The sequence below is a fragment of the Chryseobacterium sp. ERMR1:04 genome (genome assembly GCF_001297705.1).
In the GTDB taxonomy this organism is placed as follows: Bacteria; Bacteroidota; Bacteroidia; order Flavobacteriales; family Weeksellaceae; genus Chryseobacterium.
Genome location: NZ_LIRF01000004.1, coordinates 312,771 through 333,795, shown reverse-complemented (window position 1 = coordinate 333,795; position 21,025 = coordinate 312,771). Strand labels below are relative to the sequence as shown.

The following is a 21,025-nucleotide window of genomic DNA, read 5'->3' as shown; positions in this document are numbered from 1 at the left end:
TTTATGAGTATTCCTAGAATTATTGAAGGTGGAAAATATTCTGATGAAAGAGGAAATTTATTTTTCAATAATAATTTTGATGCCTCTGAAATAAAAAGAATCTATTTTATTGAAAATAAAGATATAGATTTTATCAGAGGATGGACGGGGCATCAAATAGAACAACGATGGTTTAGTGCAGTACAAGGAAGCTTTATTATAAGATTACTGAAAATAGATAATTGGGATAATCCAAATAAAGAAGTTGAAATATTAGAATTTGAACTAAAGAGTCAACAACTTAATGTCCTTCACATTCCAAAAGGATTCGCTACTGCAGTTCAAGCGAAAGATGATGGCTCAAAATTGATGGTAATGGCAGATTATTCATTAGGAGAAGTAAAAGATGAATATCGTTTTGAAATAAATTATTTTGAAAAATTAAAATGATGAAAAAAATAGGTATCACGGGGCAAAATGGTTTCGTTGGATCACATTTATATAATACATTAGGTTTATATCCGGATAAGTTCGAAAGAATAAACTTCGAAAGAGAATTTTTTGATAATCAAGAAAAATTAGATGAATTTGTCGCACAATGTGATGTGATTATTCATCTCGCTGCAATGAACCGTCATCCTGATCCAGAAGTTATTTATAATAATAATATTGATCTTGTTAAAAAATTAATAGGTTCTCTAGAAAAAACAAATTCTAAATCCCATATTCTCTTTTCATCCTCTTCACAGGAGGAAAAAGATAATTTATATGGGAAATCCAAAAAGGAAGGGCGAGAATTGCTTGCCAATTGGGCAGAAACATCTGGTGGGAAATTTACAGGGATGGTAATTCCTAATGTTTTCGGACCTTTTGGGAAGCCAAATTATAATTCTTTTATTGCTACTTTTTGTTATAAACTTACACATGGTCAAACTCCTGGGATTGATAATGACGGCGAAGTGAAGTTAATTTATGTAGGAGAACTTGTTCAGGAAATTATCAGCCAAATTGAAAGTGAGGAATCTAATATATTATATGAAGTGTCAAGTACTTCTGTAAATAAAGTTTCTGAAGTACTTCTGAAACTAGAAAATTATAAGAATTTATACTTTGACAACGGAGAAATTCCTGTTTTGGCCAGCAGATTTGATTTAAATCTTTTTAATACTTTCCGTTGTTATTTTGATATTAAAAATCATTATCCGGTTAAGTTTCCCCAACATATAGATCCCAGAGGGGCATTTGTAGAGATAATCAGATTGGGAATTGGCGGACAATGTTCATTTTCCACTACAGTTCCAGGAATTACGAGAGGAAATCATTTCCATACAAGAAAAATAGAAAGATTTTCTGTGATTAAAGGGAAGGCGTTAATACAATTAAGAAAAATAGATACAGGAGAAGTTTTTGATTATTATTTAGATGGAAATGAGCCTGCCTATGTAGATATGCCGATTTGGTACACCCACAATATCAAAAATATAGGAGAAGAAGAATTATATACAATTTTTTGGATAAATGAACCTTTTAATTCAGAAGACGCAGACACTTATTTTTTGGATGTTTAGACAAATTTTAAAATATTAAGATGAAAAAATTGAAAGTAATGACGGTCGTAGGCACTCGTCCCGAAATTATTAGACTCTCAAGAGTACTATCAGCTTTGGATGCTTCTAAAGCTGTTGAACATATTATCGTTCATACAGGTCAAAATTATGATTACGAGCTTAATCAGATCTTTTTTGAAGATCTGGGACTTCGTAAACCTGACCATTTTTTAGAAGCGGCAGGAAAAACAGCGACAGAAACCGTGGGGAATATTTTAATTAAAATAGATCCGCTTTTGGAAGAATTACAACCTGATGCATTTTTAGTTTTAGGAGATACGAATTCTTGTCTTTGTGCAATTCCTGCTAAGAAAAGACAAATCCCGATTTTCCACATGGAAGCCGGAAACAGATGTTTTGATCAGAGAGTACCAGAGGAAACGAACAGAAAAATTGTAGATCATACATCAGATGTTAATATGACATATTCTGATATTGCAAGAGAATATTTGTTGAGAGAAGGGCTTCCTGCAGATAGAATTATTAAGACGGGTTCTCCAATGTTTGAGGTATTAAATCATTATTTACCACAAATTGAGAGTTCGGATGTCTTAAACCGCTTGAATTTAGAAGAAGGGAAATATTTTGTAGTTTCATCTCACAGAGAGGAAAATATTAATTCAGAAAAGAATTTTAATGGCTTAATGGAAAGTCTTAATGCTATTGCTGAAAAATTTGGTTATCCAATCATTGTTTCTACTCATCCGAGGACCAGAAATATGATTGATAAAAAACAAGTTGAGGTAAGACCGGAAATTCAATTTTTAAAACCACTTGGTTTCCATGATTATAATGCTCTTCAAATGAGAAGTTATGCTGTTTTATCTGATTCTGGAACAATCTCTGAAGAATCCTCTATTTTAAATTTCAGAGCGCTAAATATCAGAGATGCTCACGAAAGACCGGAAGCAATGGAGGAAGCATCTGTAATGATGGTAGGCATGTCACCTGAAAGAATTTTACAAGGACTAACGCAGCTTCAACAGCAAAAAGTAGGTAAAGAGAGAAACTACAGACCTGTAGCAGATTATTCTATGCCAAATGTTTCTGAAAAAGTGGTAAGAATAATTTTAAGTTATACAGACTATATTAATAGAGTAGTGTGGAGCAAATAACGAAAAAGAGGGTATTGCTGGTTACCCAGAATTTTTATCCGGAAAATTTCAAAAGTAATGATATTGCATTTGAACTGAAAAAAAAAGGCTATGATGTAACGGTATTAACAGGGATTCCAAATTATCCTCAAGGGAAATATTATCCTGGATATGGATTGTTTAAAAGAAGAATTGAGACAATAGATGGGGTAAAGATATACAGATGTCTGCAAATACCTAGAGGTAAAAAGTATACTAAATTTTTACTGCCTTTAACTTATTTAAGCTTTATGTTTTTTGGTTCGCTTTGGGCGATTTATCTTAGTTTTTTTAAAAAATTCGATTCTATTTTTGTTCATCAGGTATCGCCTATTACTCAAACTCTTCCTGCAATTATTGTAAAAAAAATGCAAAAAAAACCATTAATACTTTGGGTGTTGGATTTATGGCCAGATGCATTTATATCGGGATCAGGAATTGATAATAAAGCAATTATTTCTTTGCTGGGAAAATATGTGGATTTCAGTTACAGAAACAGTGATAAAATTCTTATCAGTTCTAAAGGATTTAAAGAATCTGTTTTGGAAAGAACGGCAGATGAAAAAAAGATACAATATTTTCCTAACTGGGCAGAAGAATCGTTTCAAGATACTATAGAGCATGAAATTCCGCAACTACCAGATGGCTTTAAAATAATGTTGGCTGGAAACCTAGGTGTTTCTCAGAATTTAGAAAATATAATGTATGCCGCGTTGAAGCTAAAAAGTGAAAATGTAAGATGGATTATATTGGGAGATGGAAGTAAAAAAGTATGGATGGAAAACTTTGTAAAAGAAAATTCTCTTCAAAATAGTGTTTTCTTAATGGGAAAACATCCAATTGAAACAATGCCTGCTTTTTATGAAAATGCAGATATTATGCTTTTAAGCCTTAACAATAAATATGATGATCTAAAGAAAGTGGTGCCTGCAAGATTACAATCCTATATGGCAGCTGGAAAACCAGTATTAGGTTTTATTGAAGGTGCAGCAGCAGATGTAATAAAAGAAGCCGATTGCGGATATATAATGAACCCTGAAGATGTAGACGGATTGGTAAATTTAATTCAGAATAAAATAGCTCAGAATTCTGATCAGCTGGCTTCACTTGGAGCCAATGGTAAAGCCTATTTTGATGCTTATTTTACAAAACAAAAATGTATGAATAATCTAATAGAGGCGATTGAAGAACTAAATTAATAATTAGTATTTTTGCTTCTAAAATTAAAAAAAATATATAATATGAATATTACAAATTTTATTTTAAAATTTTCAGAACAATTTGACGATACGGATACGTCCGAATTTTCAGCAGAAACAAAATTTAAAAATCTTGATGAATGGTCTTCTATGCTTGCTCTTTCAATCATTGCTATGGCAGATGAAGAGTATGAGAAAGAAGTAACAGGTGAAGACATCAGAAATAGTGAGACTATACAGGACTTGTTTGATATTCTAAGTAAGAAATAAATGCATAATCCATTTTCTCTTGCTGGAAAATCAATTCTAGTTACAGGTGCATCATCCGGAATTGGAAAGTCTATTGCAATTGAGTGCTCAAAAATGGGTGCTAAATTGATTATTCTTGGTAGAAATGAAGAAAGATTAAGAGAAACATATAATGATCTGGAAGGAGACGATCATCAGATGTTTTCTGCTGAATTAACCTCGAAGGAAGATATTCAAGTGGTAATAAATACTTTACCCTTTATAGACGGATTGGTAAATGCGGCCGGCATTTTAAAAAGAGTTCCGTTTAAATTGATGAGTTCGGATATTTTGGAGGAAGTTATGGGGGTGAATTTTTTTGCACCGGCAATGTTTACAAAAGAATTGTTACATCATAAAAAAATTGGAAAAGGGGCATCTATTGTCTTTATTTCTTCAATTTCAGGAAACTATTGTTCCTCAGTAGGAAATACAGCTTATTCCTCTTCTAAAGGTGCACTCAACTCATTGTCCGAAAATATAGCCCTTGAATTGTCTGCAAGAAATATAAGAGTTAATACGGTCAATCCGGGTATGATTGCTACCGACATGCTTTATCAGAAAGCAATGTCGGTAGAGCAGATAAAAGAAGATTTAGAAAACTATCCTTTGAAAAGATATGGGAAGCCTGAAGATGTTGCATATGCAGTAATTTATTTACTTTCAGAAGCAAGTGCTTGGGTTACTGGTTCCAGCCTTTTAATAGATGGAGGTTTTACATTAAAATAAACATAATGAAAGCATATATAAAAGCTATTTCGTATTATTTGCCGGAAAAAATTTACACCAATCAGGATCTTGTAAAAGATTTTCCTGAGTGGTCGGTTGATAAGATAGCAGAAAAAGTTGGAATTGATGAAAGGCATATAGCTGCCAAAGATGAAACAGCAGGAAGTATGGCTGAAAAAGCAGCATTAAATCTTTTTAAAGAATGGAATATAGATCCATCAGAAATTGATTTTGTAATGCTTTGCACGCAAAGTCCTGATTATTTTTTACCGACAACTGCTTGTGTTATACAGAATAACCTCAATATACCTACCAATTCTGGAGCAATTGATTTTAACCTTGGCTGCTCAGGATATGTCTATGGTTTAGGTTTAGCTAAAGGATTGATTATTGCCGGACTAGCAAAAAATGTACTTCTTTTAACGTCTGAAACATATACAAAGCATCTTAATCCAAAAGATAAAGGTAACAAAACCATATTTGGAGATGCAGCGGCAGCAACATTAGTATCTACAGATGGTTTAGCCGAAATTAAAGAATTTGTTTTAGGAACAGATGGTAAAGGTGCAGAAAACCTTATGGTAAAAACCGGGGGAATGAAATATAAGGATAAATTGGATTTGGTATCAGAAGATGAAAATGGAGCGGAAATACATTCTGATTATCTTTATATGAATGGCTCGAAGATCTTTAATTTTACTCAAAATAATGTACCTAAGCTTACCCAACAGACATTAGAAAAAAATAATCTTGAAAAATCAGATATTGATTTATTCGTTTTTCATCAAGCTAATAAGTATATGATGGATTTCTTGAGAAAGAAAATGAAAATTGAAGAGGAAAAATTCTATTATTACATGAATAAAGTAGGGAATACTGTTTCCTCAACAATTCCAATTGCACTTTCTGAAGCAATGAAAGAAGGGAAAACAGAAGGAAAAAAGATTATGCTTGCTGGTTTTGGTGTAGGATACTCATGGGCGGGAACCGTATTAGAATACTAGAATGACAGTAATATATAAGAAAACAACTGAACTTTCCGATATAGAAATACAAAGTATCTGTGATGTTTTTTCACAGGTATTTCCTGAGCATACCAGATCAGTATCAGATTTTAAAAATGAATTTTTGAATACGGATCATGGGTATTCTTTGCATGGATTATTAATGGATGGTGAAAAAATTGTTGGGTCACAAAGCTATATTCCTTTTATATACTTAATAGATGGTATTGAGACAGAAGTAGCTTTGAGTGTTGATACAATGATCTTAAAAGAATACAGAGATTTTGATAATATTTTCGATTTATTATCAAAGGGACATAAATTATTAAAAGAATCCGGTTTTTCTTTTGTATTCGGTTTTCCTAATGATAATGCATATCCACTTTTAACGAAAGGTCTTAGAGAAAAAGATATTGGGGATTTGAGTACCTATGTACTTCCCTATAAAATCGGAGGGATTAAAGAAAATTTAAAAGGTTTTAATTTTATATCAAAAATTTTCTCAGCAGTTTTAGTCAAACTATCTTTATTTTCACAAGATCGAGAAACAAAAGAATATAGAATTCAGAAAAATCGAGCAAAATTTAATAGCTATCGATATAAATGGTTCGATGCTAATTATAAAAAAATTGTAAAAAAAGACTTTGAATTTTTTTATAAGATTAAAAAACATCAGGGAGTTGATACTGCATTTTTGATTGATGTGAATCCACTTAATAAAAAGAATTTTGATGAAGCTGTTCGATATATACATAAATCAGAAAATAAGAATTTTGATATTATTTTATATATAGGTAACCTTCATTTTAAGCCCTTAAGTTTAATTAAAATACCTAAAAGTAAAGAGCCTAAAACTTTTCATTTTACGGCAAAAATTTTAAATTCAAAATTAATAACACCAGAGATTCTATACAACTTAAACAATTGGGATGTAAACCTTTCTAATTATGATTTATTATGAGATTACTTACTTTTGATATAGAAGATTGGTATAATTGCGATTTTATTGATAATGATTTTAATTGGGATCGGCATGAGGTTAGGATATATGACAGTGTTCAGCGTATCTTAGATGAATTAGAGAGAAGAAAGATAAGAGGAACTTTTTTTTGTCTTGGTTGGTTGGCAGAAAAACACCCCGATGTTATCAAAAGTATTGATCAATATGGTCATCATATTGGATGTCACTCATATCAGCATGAATTATCATTTAGATTTACTCAAAATGAATTCGAACAAGATACAAACAAAGCAAAAAAACTTTTAGAAGATATTATTGGAAAAGAAGTAAATGCTTTTCGTGCACCTGGTTTTTCAATTACATCTAAAAATCTTCATTGTTTTGAAACGCTTCTCGAGTTAGGCTTTAAATATGATGCTTCTGTTTTTCCTGCAAGTCATGATTATGGAGGATTGCCGGAATTTGGTATATCGGAACCTTTTATTATTGAAACCAAATCGGGTATTTTGAAGGAATTTCCTATGAATGTTCATCAGGTTTTCAATAAAAATATAGTTTTTTCTGGAGGTGGTTTTTTCAGACTACTTCCTTATCCACTTATTAAGAAGTTTACAAACGATACAGAATATTTAATGACTTATTTCCATCCTCGAGATTTTGATACGGGGCAACCTGTCATTAAAAGCCTTCCTGCAATGAGGAAATTTAAATCATATGTGGGTATAAAAGGAGCATTTAAAAAATTCAATAGATATTTAAGTGATTTTAATTTTTTGGATATTGAAGAGGCTGATAAACAAATTGATTGGAAGAATTCAAAAATAATAAAGTTATAATGAAAATTATAATTACAGGAATTTCGGGCTTTGTCGGCCAAAATTTATCAAAATACCTTATTGAAGAAAGATTGGAGGTTTCTGGGCTTTCTTTGCGTAATAAATGGGTTTTGCCAAAAGAAGCTGATGCAATAATTCATCTTGCAGGTAAAGCTCATGATACCGCAAATACTTCTGCGGATGAAGAATATTTTAAAATAAATACAGAGCTTACAAAAAAACTTTTTGATGAGTTTTTAGGCTCAGATATTTCGGATTTAATATATTTCAGTAGTGTAAAAGCAACAGCTGATACAATTGATAACGTTTTGGATGAAGAGCATTTTTCAGATCCTCAAACTCCTTATGGAAAGTCAAAGTTTCTAGCTGAAGAATACATAGTGTCTAAAAAACTTCCTGAAGGAAAAAGGTTGTTCATTATTCGCCCATGTATGATTCATGGTCCAGGAAATAAAGGGAATTTAAATCTTTTATATAAAATTGTAGAAAAAGGAATTCCTTGGCCTTTGGCTTCATTTGAGAACAAACGCTCATTTTTAAGCATAGATAATCTTAATTTTTTAGTATTACAAATTCTTAAAAATAAGAATATAGCATCTGGAATTTATAATTTTGCAGATGATGATTTTATCTCAACAAACGATCTTATAAAAATTATAAGTGAAGCTTCCGGAAAAAAAGCTAAATTATGGAAAGTTTCTGCCAATTTAATTTCTTTTGTTGCTAGAATCGGAGATATCATTAAATTACCATTGAATTCTGAGAGATTGAAAAAACTAACTGAAAGTTATATGGTTTCTAATAACAAAATTAAAAATGCTTTGGAAATAGATAAACTGCCTTTAACAGCTAAAGGAGGTTTAATAAAAACGATCAAAAGCTTCAAAAAATAATGGAATATATTTATGCCACAATAATATTATTTATCTCAATATTAGGGTACTTCAAGATTGCAGATAAATATAATATTATAGACAAACCCAATCATCGAAGTGCACACACTCAAATTACGCTTCGTGGTGGCGGAATTATTTTTCCGATTGCCTTTGTTGTTTTTTGCTTGTTTAATTTTCACGAGGTTAGTGACAATTATTGGTCTTTTGGATTAGGATTATTAGCAATTTGTACCATCAGCTTTATCGATGATATTAAAACGTTGTCAAGCAGGATAAGGCTGTCTATTCATCTGGTTTCTGTCATGTTATTATTATATTTTACAGGTGCTTTTACTGTAATGCCTTATTGGGTATGGCCCATATTATTTATCCTAATTATTGGAACATTGAATGCTTATAATTTTATGGATGGTATCAATGGTATGACGGGGCTTTACAGTTTGGCTACTTTGGCATCATTGCTTTATATTAATAAAGAAATAATTTCCTTTACAGATAGTAATTTTATTATCTATCCTATTCTTGCTTGTGTGGTATTTTTGTTCTTTAATTTCAGAAAAAAAGCAAAATGTTTTGCAGGAGATGTAGGGAGTATAGGAATAGGGTTTTGGGTTATTGGTCTTATTACTTTATTGATTATGAAAACCCAAGATTATAAATATATCTTACTATTATCAATTTATGGATTGGAAGTAGTATTGACTATCATTGAGAGATTAATGCTAAAAGAAAATATTTTTGAGGCACACAGAAGACACTTATATCAATTATTTGCGAACGAAAAGAAAGTATCTCATTTAGTGATAAGTTGCGTATATACATTTTTTCAAATATTGGTTAATATATTTTTAATAAATTCGCAGCTTCCAATTTGGAGCATTCTTCCTATAATATTTATTCCCATTGGAGGAATCTATTTAGGACTAAAATGGAGCTTAAAAAAAGAATATAACTTGTAAAAGTAAAAAAGAAATAAATTATGAAAATTAAAGAAACTCCTTTAAAAGACTGCTATATCATAGAACCAACTATTTTCGAGGATGATAGAGGGTATTTTTTTGAAAAATTTAATGAAAAAAAATTCGAAGAATTAACAGGAATGAACGGGCACTTTGTTCAGGATAATATATCGAAGTCTTCTTACGGAGTTTTACGAGGTTTACATTTACAAAAAGGAGAACATGCTCAGGCTAAACTTGTTTCATGTTTAGAAGGTAAAGTTTGGGATGTTGCAGTAGATCTGAGGGAGGATTCTCCATCATTTGGACAATGGTTCGGAATTGAACTTACTGAAGAAAATAAACTTCAATTATATGTACCGAGAGGATTTGGCCATGGTTTTTCAGTTTTAAGTGAGACTGCGGTATTTGCATATAAATGTGATAACTTTTACAATAAAGAATCCGAAGGAAGTGTGAAATTTGATGATTCTGAACTTAATATCGATTGGAAAGTTAATCCCACTGATATGATTCTTTCAGATAAAGATAAAAATTCGCCCAGCTTTAAAGATAATAACTTTTAATTAGCATATTGAAAACCAATTTATTAAAGTGGTTTTCTTTTTTTAATCCATACTCTTCAATATTTCGTATCTTTGCAGACTCAAAATCAAAAAGATGCGTACAAAATCCATAGGTAAAAAGAAAATTAACATTGTCACTCTTGGCTGCTCAAAGAATGTATATGACTCTGAAGTGTTGATGAGCCAGCTGAAAGCTAATGGGAAAGAAGTAGTACATGAAGACCGTGGAGATATTGTCGTAATCAATACTTGTGGATTCATTGATAATGCTAAAGAAGAATCTATTAATACAATTCTTGAGTATGTAGAAGCTAAAAATAGAGGAGAGGTAGAAAAAGTTTTTGTAACAGGATGCCTTTCTGAAAGATATAAACCGGATTTGATTAGGGAAATTCCCGATGTTGATCAGTATTTCGGAACAAGAGATTTACCCATTTTATTAAAGCATTTAGGGGCAGATTATAAGCATGAATTAGTGGGAGAGAGATTAACAACTACTCCTAGACATTATGCTTATTTAAAAATATCTGAAGGTTGCGACAGACCATGTTCTTTTTGTGCCATCCCTTTGATGCGTGGTGCTCACATTTCTACTCCTATTGAGAAATTAGTTTCTGAAGCTCAAAAACTAGCAAAAAAAGGGACCAAAGAATTAATCTTAATTGCTCAGGATCTTACCTACTATGGGTTAGACATCTATAAAAAACGAGCACTTGGTGATTTATTAAAAGAATTGGTAAAAGTCGAAGGGGTAGAATGGATTCGTCTTCATTACGCTTTCCCAAGTGGTTTTCCTGAAGATGTGTTAGATATTATTAGAGAAGAACCTAAAGTATGTAATTATATAGACATTCCGCTACAGCACATCAATTCAGATTTATTGAAATCAATGAAAAGAGGGACTACTCATGAAAAGACGGATGCACTTCTTGCTAAGTTCAGAGTAAAAGTTCCGGATATGGCCATTAGAACTACTTTAATCGTTGGTTATCCTGGGGAAACTGAAGAAAGATTTCAGGAGTTGAAAGAATGGGTAAGAGAACAAAAATTTGACAGACTAGGTTGTTTTACTTATTCTCATGAAGAAAATACCACAGCTTATGTATTAGAAGATGATATTCCTCAAGAAGTAAAAGAAGCTAGGGTAGAAGAAATCATGGAATTACAGTCTCAAATTTCTTGGGAAAAGAACCAAGAAAAAATTGGGAAGGTTTTCAAATGTGTATTTGATAGAAAAGAAGGAAATTATTTTATAGGTAGAACAGAATATGATTCTCCCGATGTAGATAATACAGTTTTAGTTTCTGCAGAAAATACTTACGTTTCTATTGGAGAATTTGCAGAGGTAAAAATCACATCCGCAGAAGAATTTGATTTATATGGAGAATTAATCTAAAATATATCATTTATTAGTGATTTTTTTAATACATTTAACCTATTCTATTTAAATAATTTATTATTTTAGAGCATTAATAAAATTTAACATATTTTATTCAGTTTTAACAAAGTGTTTAAGTTGTTGTTTATCAATTGATTAAATTTTATTATTGTTGATTAGAAAAAACTCCTTATACAAAAATATTGCAATTAAATAATAAAGTACTAACTTTGCAACATGAATAGATTTTTATAATGCTATTTATTGAACGTTAGGTATTTAAAATTAAATCGAAACAAAAAATAATTTTGAGAGTGTTCTCCTTATAGGTTATTTTATTTTGAATTTAAATAAAGAGCAAGTTGGGATAAGTTGTCCCTTTTGAAAATATCATTGATGAAAAATGTAATTTAAAATCTTTAAAAACTTATGAAAAAAATTTTATTAACAGCGTTTGTTCTTGCTAGCATGACAGCGCTTACTAAAGCTCAACAGGGGCGTGTGGGTATAAACACAACCACACCTGCCGCTACTTTAGATGTAGTTGCTACAACTACTGATAATACAAGACCTGATGCGCTTTTAGTCCCTCGTTTGACAAGAGCTCAGTTAGCAGCTAAAGATGCTGCATATACTGCAACTCAAAATGGAGCACTTACATTCGTAAATACCCTAGACGGTACTGCAGCTGGTAAAACAGCAAATGTAATTGCAACAGGATTCTATTATTATGATGCTCCAAACAATGTTTGGGTGGCTGTTGGTGGTGGAGGTGCTGCTACTCCTCAGAGGTATGAAGGTACTAGAGGTAGTGTTAGTATTTTAACAACAACTGCTACTTATACAGCTACAGCTACAGACTTTTTTATTATTACTAAAGCAGGAGGAGCAATGACTATAGAATTACCTAATCCTACTGCTAATACTGGAAGATTAGTTTATGTGGCTAATAATAATACAGGTACCGGAGCGGTTGTTGTTCAATCTGTTGGAGGAGCTCCTACTTTATTAGTTGGAACTTTGGCACAGAATAGAGCTAAAGCTTTTGTTAGTGATGGTACTGCATGGGTAGCTATTTCTTTTAATTAAAAAACATAAATAATAATGAAAAAATTTAGTCTTTATATAGTCCTTTTTGCTTCTGTATCTTTAGCAAAAATTTCTGCACAAGTTAACTCTAATCAGTTAGTAGCGAATAATATAGCTAATTCCAATGCATTTTTAGACGCAAGTACAAATTTTGATACTTCTGCTTCTTCATCAAATAGCATAGGAAAAGGTTTGGTTTTCCCTGATACAAATTTGGCATTGTATAGATTTGATACAACTGCTGCAGATGGTATTACTTTCCCTTCTTACTTTGATGGAATGTTAGTATATAATACAGGAACAGGTTCTACTGCTGATCCAGCATTAACAACTCAAACAACAGGTTTAGTTAGAGGATGGTATTATTTTTCTAACCCTAACGGTGCTGCAAATGGTAATGTAACATCTGGAACTTGGCAACCAGTAGGTGGAAATCCGAAATTCAATGTAACAACTGCTGAAACATCTACTAATACTTTAGTAAATGGTGGTCAGGTGTATGCTAAAAAAGGAACATTTACAGTAAGTGGAACTTCTACAGCTCCTACAACTTACTCGCCAGCTGCTATTACAGTTCCTGCTAGTGGAACAGCTAGTATCTATAGAGTAACTGTTTTTAAAGCAGGGACAGGAAGTGTTTTTGCAAACGGAGTTTATTCTTATGATATTACTAATGGTAACCTTATTACAGGTTCTCCAAGTATGTCTGTAGTTTATCCTGCCGGAGTTTATGACTATGTTGTAGAATATACTAAATAAAGTATACCTACATTCTAAATATAAAACCAATGAGATTTCTCATTGGTTTTTTTTATTTTTAAAAAAATGTGTCATAGCTACTTAAATTAAATAATGATTATTCTAAGTAAGCTTTTCCTGCAAATATATAGTATGAATCTATTCTGCTGGTTGAAATTAATTATTATGGTATTTTTTAAATGGAATAAATCTACTTCCTCACTAAAGCCTAAGCACAATGAGGATTTCTGATTACTTTTTTAATTTTTCTTAAATTTTCAGTAAAAATGTTAAAATATTGATTTTCAGTAATTTTTAAAATTCAATTTTTTAAATTATGCTTAGATTAGTTAATTATGTTAACTTTTAACCCTATTTTTTAACACTTTTTAACAACCTACTCTAAAAAGCCTATTAATAGGGACTTACAAGGGTTATTATGATATAATTAAGGTTTTATTAACGTTTTTTAACATTTGGAGTGTGGACTTTGTCATATTCATGATACATTTGCTGAGTCAAAACCAATTAAAATTTCAACATGGTGAAAAGATTCATTCTCGTAATCATAATGATGATTTCAAGCTTTGGTATTTATTCTTTCAAGAATAATGCCACAGATGCGAAAAGAACAAGTTATGCATCGTACTACCACGATAAGTTTAACGGTAGAAAAACAGCCAGCGGAGAGATCTTTGATAATTCAAAGCTTACTGCAGCTAACAGAACGCTTCCTTTTGGTACAACCATTAAAGTGACCAATCTGAACAATGGAAAAGAGGTGATAGTGAAGATTAATGATAGAGGACCTTTCCATTCATCAAGAGCCTTAGATATGTCTAAAGCCGCGTTCGAAGAAATCGGAAATGCCGATCATGGTACGATTCCGGTGGAATATGAAATTGTCGATTAAAATTTATGATTTAAATTTAAAGCCAGCTTAATAAGCTGGCTTTTTTTATATATTAACTTCTACTAATGCAGGGCAATGGTCCGAATGTACAGCTTCTTTTAAAATAACAGCCCTTGAAAGCTTGTCTTTTAATGAATAAGAAGCAAAGTTATAATCTAATCTCCAGCCTTTATTGTTAGCTCTTGAATTCTGTCGGTAGCTCCACCAAGTATAATTATCGGGTTCATTATTAAAGAACCTAAAGCTGTCAATCAATTCGCATTCTTCCATAAAGCGAGTCATCCATTCTCTTTCCATTGGTAAGAAGCCGGAAGTATTTTTTAATCCAACCGGATTGTGAATATCAATAGCTTCATGACAAATATTAAAATCCCCGGAAATAATAAGATTAGGAATTTCTTTTTTTAAGTTTTTAATATACTGTAGAAAATCATTGCAGAACTGCATTTTAAACTCCAGCCTTTCAATATTCGAAGCAGAGGGAACATATACAGAGATTACAGAGTAATCATCAAAATCAGCACGTATAATTCTTCCTTCATTATCATAGCTTTCAATTCCGCAACCATACTCTACATGATTAGGTTTTGTTTTTGAAGCTATTCCGACACCACTATAGCCTTTTCTTACTGCAGAATGCCAATAACTATGATAACCTGATTTTTCAAGACTTTCAATGTCTATTTGATCGTTTCCTGCTTTACTCTCCTGAATACAGATAATATCGGGATCGGCAGTTTTCAACCAGCCTAGAAAATCCTTGGTGAAAGCAGCCCTAATTCCGTTTACGTTGTAAGTAATTAATCTCATGCTTCAAAAATATAAAAAAGAAGCGGAAAAAATCAATTGATTTTTTCCGCTTAAGATTATAATGAAATAAACTAAAAACTATTTGGGTTCCAGAATGCTTATTGGAATAATACACTCTTCCAGAGAAATTCCACCGTGTTGGTAGGTTTCTTTATAGTAGTTTACAAAATGATTATAATTTTTAGGATAAGCTAAGAAAATATTATTCTTAGCGAAAATATATTTAGAGCTTAAATTTCCTTTTGGTAAAAATAACTTTTCAGGATTAGTAACTGCCCATACATCTTTGTCATCATACGTTAAGCTCTTACCCGTTTTATAACGGATATTAGTTGATGTTTCTCTGTCTCCAACTACTTTGCTTGGCTTTTTAACGTAAACAGTTCCGTGGTCTGTTGTGATCACTAATTTGAAACCACTTTCCGCTGCAAGTTTTATTATTTTTATTAAAGATGAATTCTCAAACCAATTCGACGTTAGAGAACGGAAAGTTTTATCATCACGAATTAATTGATCAACAATATGATTATCTGTTTTCGCGTGTGAAAGAATATCGATAAAGTTGTAAACAATCACTAAAAGATCATTGTTTTTATGTTGATTGAAATCGTCATAGATCTTTCTTTCAAAATCGGCATTCAATACTTTTAAATATTTCATTGATTTAGAGCCTAAACCAATTCTCTTCATTTGATCTTCTAGGAAATCGCGCTCAAATTCATTCTTATTTCCTTCTTCATTATCATTAAACCATTTGTCCGGAAAACGTTTTTCAATCTCAGAAGGCATTAATCCTGCAAAGAAAGAGTTTCTGGCATATTGAGTGGCTGTTGGAAGAATACTGTAATAATAATCTTCTGAAACTTTATTGTAATATTTGGTGAATAATGGCTCAATTACTTTCCATTGGTCATAACGAAGATTATCTACCATCAGTAAAAGAACTTTTTGTTTTTCTACTTCCTGTTTTATTTTTTCTTTGAAAAGGGTATGGCTCATTAATGGTTTTTCATTTCCATTTAACCATTCTTCGTAATTATTTTCTATAAATTTCGAAAACTGAATATTTGCCTCTTCTTTTTGAGATTGTAAAAGATCTGCAAATTCATTATCAGCAACTTTATCAAACTTAAGCTCCCAATTAACGATTTTCTTATAATATTCAGCCCATTCTTGGTAGGTTCTTAAATAAGAAAGCTCCATAGAAAGATTTCTGAATTCCTGCTGATATTGCAAAATTGTTTTTTGCTCTACCAGATTATCTTCCTGAAGATTTTTCTTTAGTGATAATAAGATCTGATTAGGATTTACAGGCTTTAAAATATAATCTGCGATTTGAGAACCTATGGCTTCTTCCATAATATGTTCTTCTTCGCTTTTTGTAACCATTACTATTTTCAAAGAATTATCTCTTTCCTTGATCATGGGAATGGCTTCAAGCCCAGAAATACCAGGCATATTTTCATCTATTAAAGTAAGTGCAAATTTTTCTGATTCTATCAATTCTAATGCCTCGTTCACATTATTTACAGGAGTTACATGATACCCCTTTTTTTCTAAAAATACGATATGAGGTTTAAGTAAATCTATTTCATCATCTATCCATAATATCTTTTCCGACATAATAATTTAATTTTTCATGGTGAGTACATCAAAATTGCGACCAAAAGCTTTTAAAATCTGCGAAAACAGAGACTTTAAAAGTTAAATCTTAGTTAAAAAAATGATGTAATTTTTATTAAAATAACTGACTATGAAGATAGAATATTTGTGTGATAAAAAGAATTGTTTTTCATGGAAAAATCAATTGTTATTTTTAAGATTATTTGGTTGTGATATTTGCGATAAAAATATTCTTTGCAAGGTAAATTGTAATGAATATTTATTTCCCTTTTTTTATATATTCCAAAGCTCTCTCCAAAACTTCATCTTTTCCTTTTTTAATACCTTCTACGGTAGGTTTTATGATAATGTCGGGGATAATACCGATTCGTTGCGTTTCTTTCCCATCAGGATAATAGGCTCCCAAACCGGTAAAACTTGTTTCAAGATCGGCAATATTAAATCGAATAATATCTCCATTAGCTCCCGAAGTATTGCTGCCAATAACTTTTGACTTTGGATGTTGCTTGAACATCATAGTGGTAGTTTCAGCTTGGCTCTGGGTATTTTCGTCAACCAAAACCACTACATTTCCTTTGTAATAATCGGCGTTTTTGTGGCCGATACTATTTTTTCTACTGTAAAACTGACTTAAATAATGGGTTTCCGGAAAATTAAACAAATAATAAATGCTATTTTCGGGAAGTAGTAGCTTACTTAGTGGCAAGATGGTCTGGTTTGGATAATTCCTTAAATCAAAAATAATGGATTCTGTTTCTTTTAAGTTTTTATACATCTCATCCAGATCTTTTCTTTCAATAATTCCCATGTTTACATATCCAATTTTATTTTCATTGTCAATGAATTTCCACTTTTCGGGTATAGCGGGTTTATTATTGATAATATCCTTGAGTAGATATGTTTTTACTTTAATCGCTAGGTTTTTTCCTTCTCTTTCAAGTTTAATATCAAGTGAATCTTGATTGGTGAAAAGAAATAGAATTTTCACTTTTTTGATTTTCCCCCAAGAATTGGAAGCAGGAATGTATTTTCCAAAACTATTAACCATTTGTGGAATAGTTTTACCATTGATATCATAAATAACATCTCCAATTTTTAATAAATTTTCTTCATTCAGTTTATTGGAATTGATTTTAGTAACAATTAATTTTCCTTCTGCATAGCTATATTCCACCGGAACCTTTCTTCTCCCATATTGATGTAAACTAATGAAGGGTGAAAATAAAAAAGCATGAGAATCGTCTGTTTTGGTGACCAATTCTGCCAATGTTAAATGATAAATTTCGGTAGTATTAATATGGATAAACTTAGGAATCATTTCTGCTAAAACATCATTCCAGCTTTGATCTGTTTTATATTTATAAGGAAAAAAATATTCCACATAATTCCAATATCTGAATAACTCTAAAAGACTTATTTCTTTTGAGGTAAACTTAGATCCATAAGAATTTTCATTTCTGAAAAATACTTTTCTTCCGCCGGTTCCGAAATAATAATTGTCGCCGAGGTTTCTATTATTTTGAATATAACTCAGTTTTTGAGTCACATTTTGATTAAATATAGTTTGATCATTAATCCAGTTTAGATCAAAATTTTTGAGAAAATAGACTTTGTTTTCTTCTTTTTTACACGGTTCACAAACTTCAACTTTTCCCAGACTGTCAATCCAATGAGAATACAATTCGTTTAATTGATTTCTATCGTTTATTTTTTCAATTTCGTTGAGCTTCTGAAAAAGTTGATGATCCCAATCCAGATTTCCCTTGGCAACATTTGGATGATAATATTTTAAAAAACCCCAAACTTTACAAAGCGATTCTAACTTTTGAGTTTCAGATAAAACTTGTGCAGAAAAATTGATACTTAAAAATAATAGAATGAAAATAGAGAAGCTTCTCATTAAAAATATTGTTTTATTAAAGCAGTCAAAGATAAATATAGAAACACCCGCTATGCAAAACGCATTGTGGAAAATATTCTAAAAGTTTAAAAAAGTAGATTTCAGTTTTTACCAGAACAATCTGTAAATATTATTTTCTTTTTAATAATGGATGATTAGTTTCATTTCTTACCACTTCAAAATGGGTCAGATCATCAAATAACTTTGAAAGAGTAGAGTAGCCATAGGTTCTGGGATCAAAACTGGGATCAATCTTTCGGATATTAGTGCCGAGTGTTGAAATAAAAGCCATATCATTTTCATTAGCAGAAATCTCGAATGCTTTTGAAATTATTTCTTCATCTTTTGGAGATAAAAAACTTGGATGCTGATAGGGCTTAGCATGAAGGGCTTCTTTTTTTGGATTATCTTCTATTTTATTTTCCTTTGTCTTTTGAGTTTCTTCTTTTGGCTCTTTTTTGATTTTAGGAGAAATATTTTCGGTGTAAGTAAATATGTCGCAAGATTTTACAAAAGCTTCAGGAGTCTTTTTTTCTCCAATACCCATTACAAAAAGGCCTTCCTCACGGATTCTTTTAGCTAAACCGGTATAGTCGCTGTCACTTGATACAATACAGAAACCCTCCACACTTTTTCCGTGAAGAATATCCATGGCATCAATAATCAACGCTCCATCAGTAGAGTTTTTCCCGCTGGTATAGGAAAATTTTTGAATAGGATTGATAGAATAAAGGTTAACAAGATCTTTCCAGGAATTCATACCTTGAGATGTCCAGTCTCCGTAAATCCTTCTGATTGTGGCTTTACCATATTTTGAAACCTCTTCAATGGTTTCTTTTAATAATTTGGCTTGCGCATTGTCACCATCAATAAGAAGGGCAATATTGAATTTTTTGTCACTCATAGTTGTGTGTGTATTTTGAAAAATAATTGAAGTGTAATTTGACCAATTTTGTACTACAATACATTATGAAGATTAATGTAGCCAAATTTAATGAAACGGATAGACTTATTCTGAAAAATATTATGATTTTTAGCGAGTTGTAAGATGATTGTGAACGAAAATTAAACAATCCTAAAATTTAAAATCCCTAACTTTGTGTACAAATACTGACGTTTCAATGCAGAATAAGCTTAAAATCATCAATGATCCTGTTCATGGATTCATCAAAATTCCTCACGAAATTTTATTCGACATTATAGAACATCCATACTTTCAAAGGTTGAGAAGGATTTCTCAGACTGGTCTTTTGAGTTTAATCTTTCCTGGTGCGACTCATACAAGATTTCATCATGCGTTGGGAGCAATGCATTTGATGTTTACCGCTTTGGAAACTTTAAAGCAAAAAGGAGTTATGATTTCTGATGAAGAGGAAAAAGGAGCGATGTTGGCGATTTTAATGCATGATATTGGCCATGGTCCGTTTTCTCACGCATTGGAAAGTATGTTAATGGATGATTGGCACCACGAAAATCTTTCATTATTATTGATGAATCGATTAAATGAAGAATTTAATGGTGAATTGAACGTTGCTATTGAAATGTTTCAGGGGAAATATCATAGGAAGTTTTTCAATCAGCTTATTTCTTCTCAATTAGATGTAGACAGACTTGATTATTTGAAGAGGGATAGTTTTTTCACAGGAGTTTCGGAAGGAAACATCAATACCCAAAGGATTATTTCGATGATGAACGTTTGTGAAGAAGGCGAATTGGTCATCGATGCAAAAGGAATTTATTCCATTGAAAATTTTCTGACCGCGAGAATGTTTATGTATTGGCAGGTATATTACCATAAAACTTCGGCGTTGGCAGAGTTTCTTTTGGTTAAAATCTTAGAAAGAGCAAAATATTTAGTTTCTCAAGGAATAGATTTACCAGCTACAGAAAATTTGAAATATTTTTTATATCGAGGAAAAAGCTCAGCAACGGATGAAGATGTTGAAAGATTTACACAAATGGATGATAATGATGTTATCCAAGCAATGAAATCATGGCAGAACTCCGATGACATTATTCTTTCATATTGGTGTAAATGTGTGATAAAGAGAAATCTTCCAAAAACAATTATCTCTTCTCATCCATTTGATCCTAAGCTTATTGAAGAAAAAATAAAAAAGACTAATGAATTTTTTGGAATTGATAACGGTAAAGACTTGGTACATGAGATTAAGAGAAAATTATTGCCTTATGACACCGAAAAGCAACCTATTTATTTATTGCAGAAAAGTGGGCTTAAACTAAGGCTTGATGAGTCTGAAGACCAGCTTTTATCAGGGTTAATCGTCAATAAAACCACCAGATATATTCTTACTTTTCCAAGAGATTTATTGAGTTAATTTCTTAAATAGTATTAAAATTCACAATCCTAAAACTAAAAAATGTTTGCGAATTATAGAATTTCTTATCTTTGCAGA

At 31.4% G+C, this 21,025-nt stretch carries 21 protein-coding genes; 17 read left to right on the top strand and 4 right to left on the bottom strand.

Translation table 11 applies throughout. The features are described from left to right. Positions 1-3: 3 nt before the first annotated feature. From AMQ68_RS09015 to AMQ68_RS08940, 16 genes are all read left to right on the top strand, one after another. Positions 4-429 carry a WxcM-like domain-containing protein gene (locus tag AMQ68_RS09015; protein ID WP_054510305.1) on the top strand — a complete coding sequence of 142 codons (426 nt, stop codon included), beginning with the start codon at positions 4-6 and terminating at the stop codon, positions 427-429. Beyond that, positions 429-1,547 (top strand): NAD-dependent epimerase/dehydratase family protein, encoded by a 1,119-nt coding sequence (locus tag AMQ68_RS09010; protein WP_054510582.1) that lies wholly within the window; start codon positions 429-431, stop codon positions 1,545-1,547. Before AMQ68_RS09015 ends, AMQ68_RS09010 begins: the two co-directional genes overlap by 1 nt. Positions 1,548-1,567: 20 nt before the next feature. Then, a complete protein-coding gene (gene wecB / locus AMQ68_RS09005; protein WP_054510304.1) occupies positions 1,568-2,701 on the top strand; it encodes a non-hydrolyzing UDP-N-acetylglucosamine 2-epimerase in 1,134 nt (377 codons plus the stop codon). Continuing rightward, the gene (locus tag AMQ68_RS09000) at positions 2,689-3,918 is read left to right on the top strand and encodes a glycosyltransferase family 4 protein (RefSeq protein WP_198408881.1); all 1,230 of its coding nucleotides are present in this window, start codon (positions 2,689-2,691) and stop codon (positions 3,916-3,918) included. Before wecB ends, AMQ68_RS09000 begins: the two co-directional genes overlap by 13 nt. Before the next feature lie 42 nt (positions 3,919-3,960). Then, the gene (locus AMQ68_RS08995; RefSeq protein ID WP_054510303.1) at positions 3,961-4,188 is read left to right on the top strand and encodes a hypothetical protein; all 228 of its coding nucleotides are present in this window, start codon (positions 3,961-3,963) and stop codon (positions 4,186-4,188) included. Continuing rightward, positions 4,189-4,935, top strand: a complete 747-nt coding sequence (locus AMQ68_RS08990) for an SDR family NAD(P)-dependent oxidoreductase (protein WP_054510302.1) — start codon at positions 4,189-4,191, stop codon at positions 4,933-4,935. Between the two features lie 5 nt (positions 4,936-4,940). Beyond that, entirely contained in the window at positions 4,941-5,939 is a 999-nt protein-coding gene (locus AMQ68_RS08985; protein WP_054510301.1) for a 3-oxoacyl-ACP synthase III family protein, read from the top strand. A gap of 1 nt (position 5,940) precedes the next feature. After that, positions 5,941-6,900, top strand: coding sequence for a GNAT family N-acetyltransferase (locus AMQ68_RS08980; RefSeq protein ID WP_054510300.1), 960 nt, complete (start codon positions 5,941-5,943; stop codon positions 6,898-6,900). Then, complete coding sequence (locus AMQ68_RS08975) at positions 6,897-7,736, top strand: polysaccharide deacetylase family protein (RefSeq protein ID WP_054510299.1); 840 nt, start codon at positions 6,897-6,899, stop codon at positions 7,734-7,736. The genes AMQ68_RS08980 and AMQ68_RS08975 overlap by 4 nt, the downstream gene beginning before the upstream one ends. Further along, positions 7,736-8,629, top strand: a complete 894-nt coding sequence (locus tag AMQ68_RS08970) for an NAD-dependent epimerase/dehydratase family protein (protein ID WP_185113395.1) — start codon at positions 7,736-7,738, stop codon at positions 8,627-8,629. The genes AMQ68_RS08975 and AMQ68_RS08970 overlap by 1 nt, the downstream gene beginning before the upstream one ends. Continuing rightward, the gene (locus tag AMQ68_RS08965; protein WP_054510298.1) at positions 8,629-9,591 is read left to right on the top strand and encodes a glycosyltransferase family 4 protein; all 963 of its coding nucleotides are present in this window, start codon (positions 8,629-8,631) and stop codon (positions 9,589-9,591) included. The genes AMQ68_RS08970 and AMQ68_RS08965 overlap by 1 nt, the downstream gene beginning before the upstream one ends. 20 nt (positions 9,592-9,611) lie before the next feature. Beyond that, positions 9,612-10,157 carry a dTDP-4-dehydrorhamnose 3,5-epimerase gene (rfbC, locus tag AMQ68_RS08960; protein WP_054510297.1) on the top strand — a complete coding sequence of 182 codons (546 nt, stop codon included), beginning with the start codon at positions 9,612-9,614 and terminating at the stop codon, positions 10,155-10,157. A 94-nt stretch (positions 10,158-10,251) separates the two neighbouring features. Continuing rightward, positions 10,252-11,553 carry a 30S ribosomal protein S12 methylthiotransferase RimO gene (rimO, locus tag AMQ68_RS08955; RefSeq protein ID WP_054510296.1) on the top strand — a complete coding sequence of 434 codons (1,302 nt, stop codon included), beginning with the start codon at positions 10,252-10,254 and terminating at the stop codon, positions 11,551-11,553. Between the two features lie 411 nt (positions 11,554-11,964). After that, positions 11,965-12,624: a hypothetical protein gene (locus AMQ68_RS08950; RefSeq protein WP_054510295.1), complete on the top strand. Its 660-nt coding sequence runs from the start codon at positions 11,965-11,967 to the stop codon at positions 12,622-12,624. Positions 12,625-12,639: 15 nt separating this feature from the next. After that, positions 12,640-13,383 carry a hypothetical protein gene (locus AMQ68_RS08945; RefSeq protein ID WP_054510294.1) on the top strand — a complete coding sequence of 248 codons (744 nt, stop codon included), beginning with the start codon at positions 12,640-12,642 and terminating at the stop codon, positions 13,381-13,383. A 520-nt stretch (positions 13,384-13,903) separates the two neighbouring features. Continuing rightward, positions 13,904-14,275 carry a septal ring lytic transglycosylase RlpA family protein gene (locus AMQ68_RS08940; protein WP_054510293.1) on the top strand — a complete coding sequence of 124 codons (372 nt, stop codon included), beginning with the start codon at positions 13,904-13,906 and terminating at the stop codon, positions 14,273-14,275. Positions 14,276-14,320: 45 nt separating this feature from the next. Here the strand turns inward: AMQ68_RS08940 and AMQ68_RS08935 are convergent, their stop codons facing one another. The 4 genes from AMQ68_RS08935 to AMQ68_RS08920 all read right to left on the bottom strand — a co-directional run bounded on the left by AMQ68_RS08935 (position 14,321) and on the right by AMQ68_RS08920 (position 19,512). Beyond that, a complete protein-coding gene (locus AMQ68_RS08935) occupies positions 14,321-15,085 on the bottom strand; it encodes an exodeoxyribonuclease III (RefSeq protein WP_054510292.1) in 765 nt (254 codons plus the stop codon). 78 nt (positions 15,086-15,163) lie between these two features. Continuing rightward, complete coding sequence (locus AMQ68_RS08930) at positions 15,164-16,708, bottom strand: bifunctional response regulator/alkaline phosphatase family protein (protein ID WP_054510291.1); 1,545 nt, start codon at positions 16,706-16,708, stop codon at positions 15,164-15,166. 259 nt (positions 16,709-16,967) lie between these two features. Next, positions 16,968-18,608, bottom strand: coding sequence for a S41 family peptidase (locus AMQ68_RS08925; RefSeq protein ID WP_054510290.1), 1,641 nt, complete (start codon positions 18,606-18,608; stop codon positions 16,968-16,970). Between the two features lie 130 nt (positions 18,609-18,738). Next, positions 18,739-19,512 (bottom strand): NYN domain-containing protein, encoded by a 774-nt coding sequence (locus tag AMQ68_RS08920; RefSeq protein WP_054510289.1) that lies wholly within the window; start codon positions 19,510-19,512, stop codon positions 18,739-18,741. A 217-nt stretch (positions 19,513-19,729) separates the two neighbouring features. Here AMQ68_RS08920 and AMQ68_RS08915 point away from each other — a divergent pair, with 217 nt between their 5' ends. Then, positions 19,730-20,947, top strand: coding sequence for an HD domain-containing protein (locus tag AMQ68_RS08915; RefSeq protein WP_054510288.1), 1,218 nt, complete (start codon positions 19,730-19,732; stop codon positions 20,945-20,947). Positions 20,948-21,025: the final 78 nt, after the last annotated feature.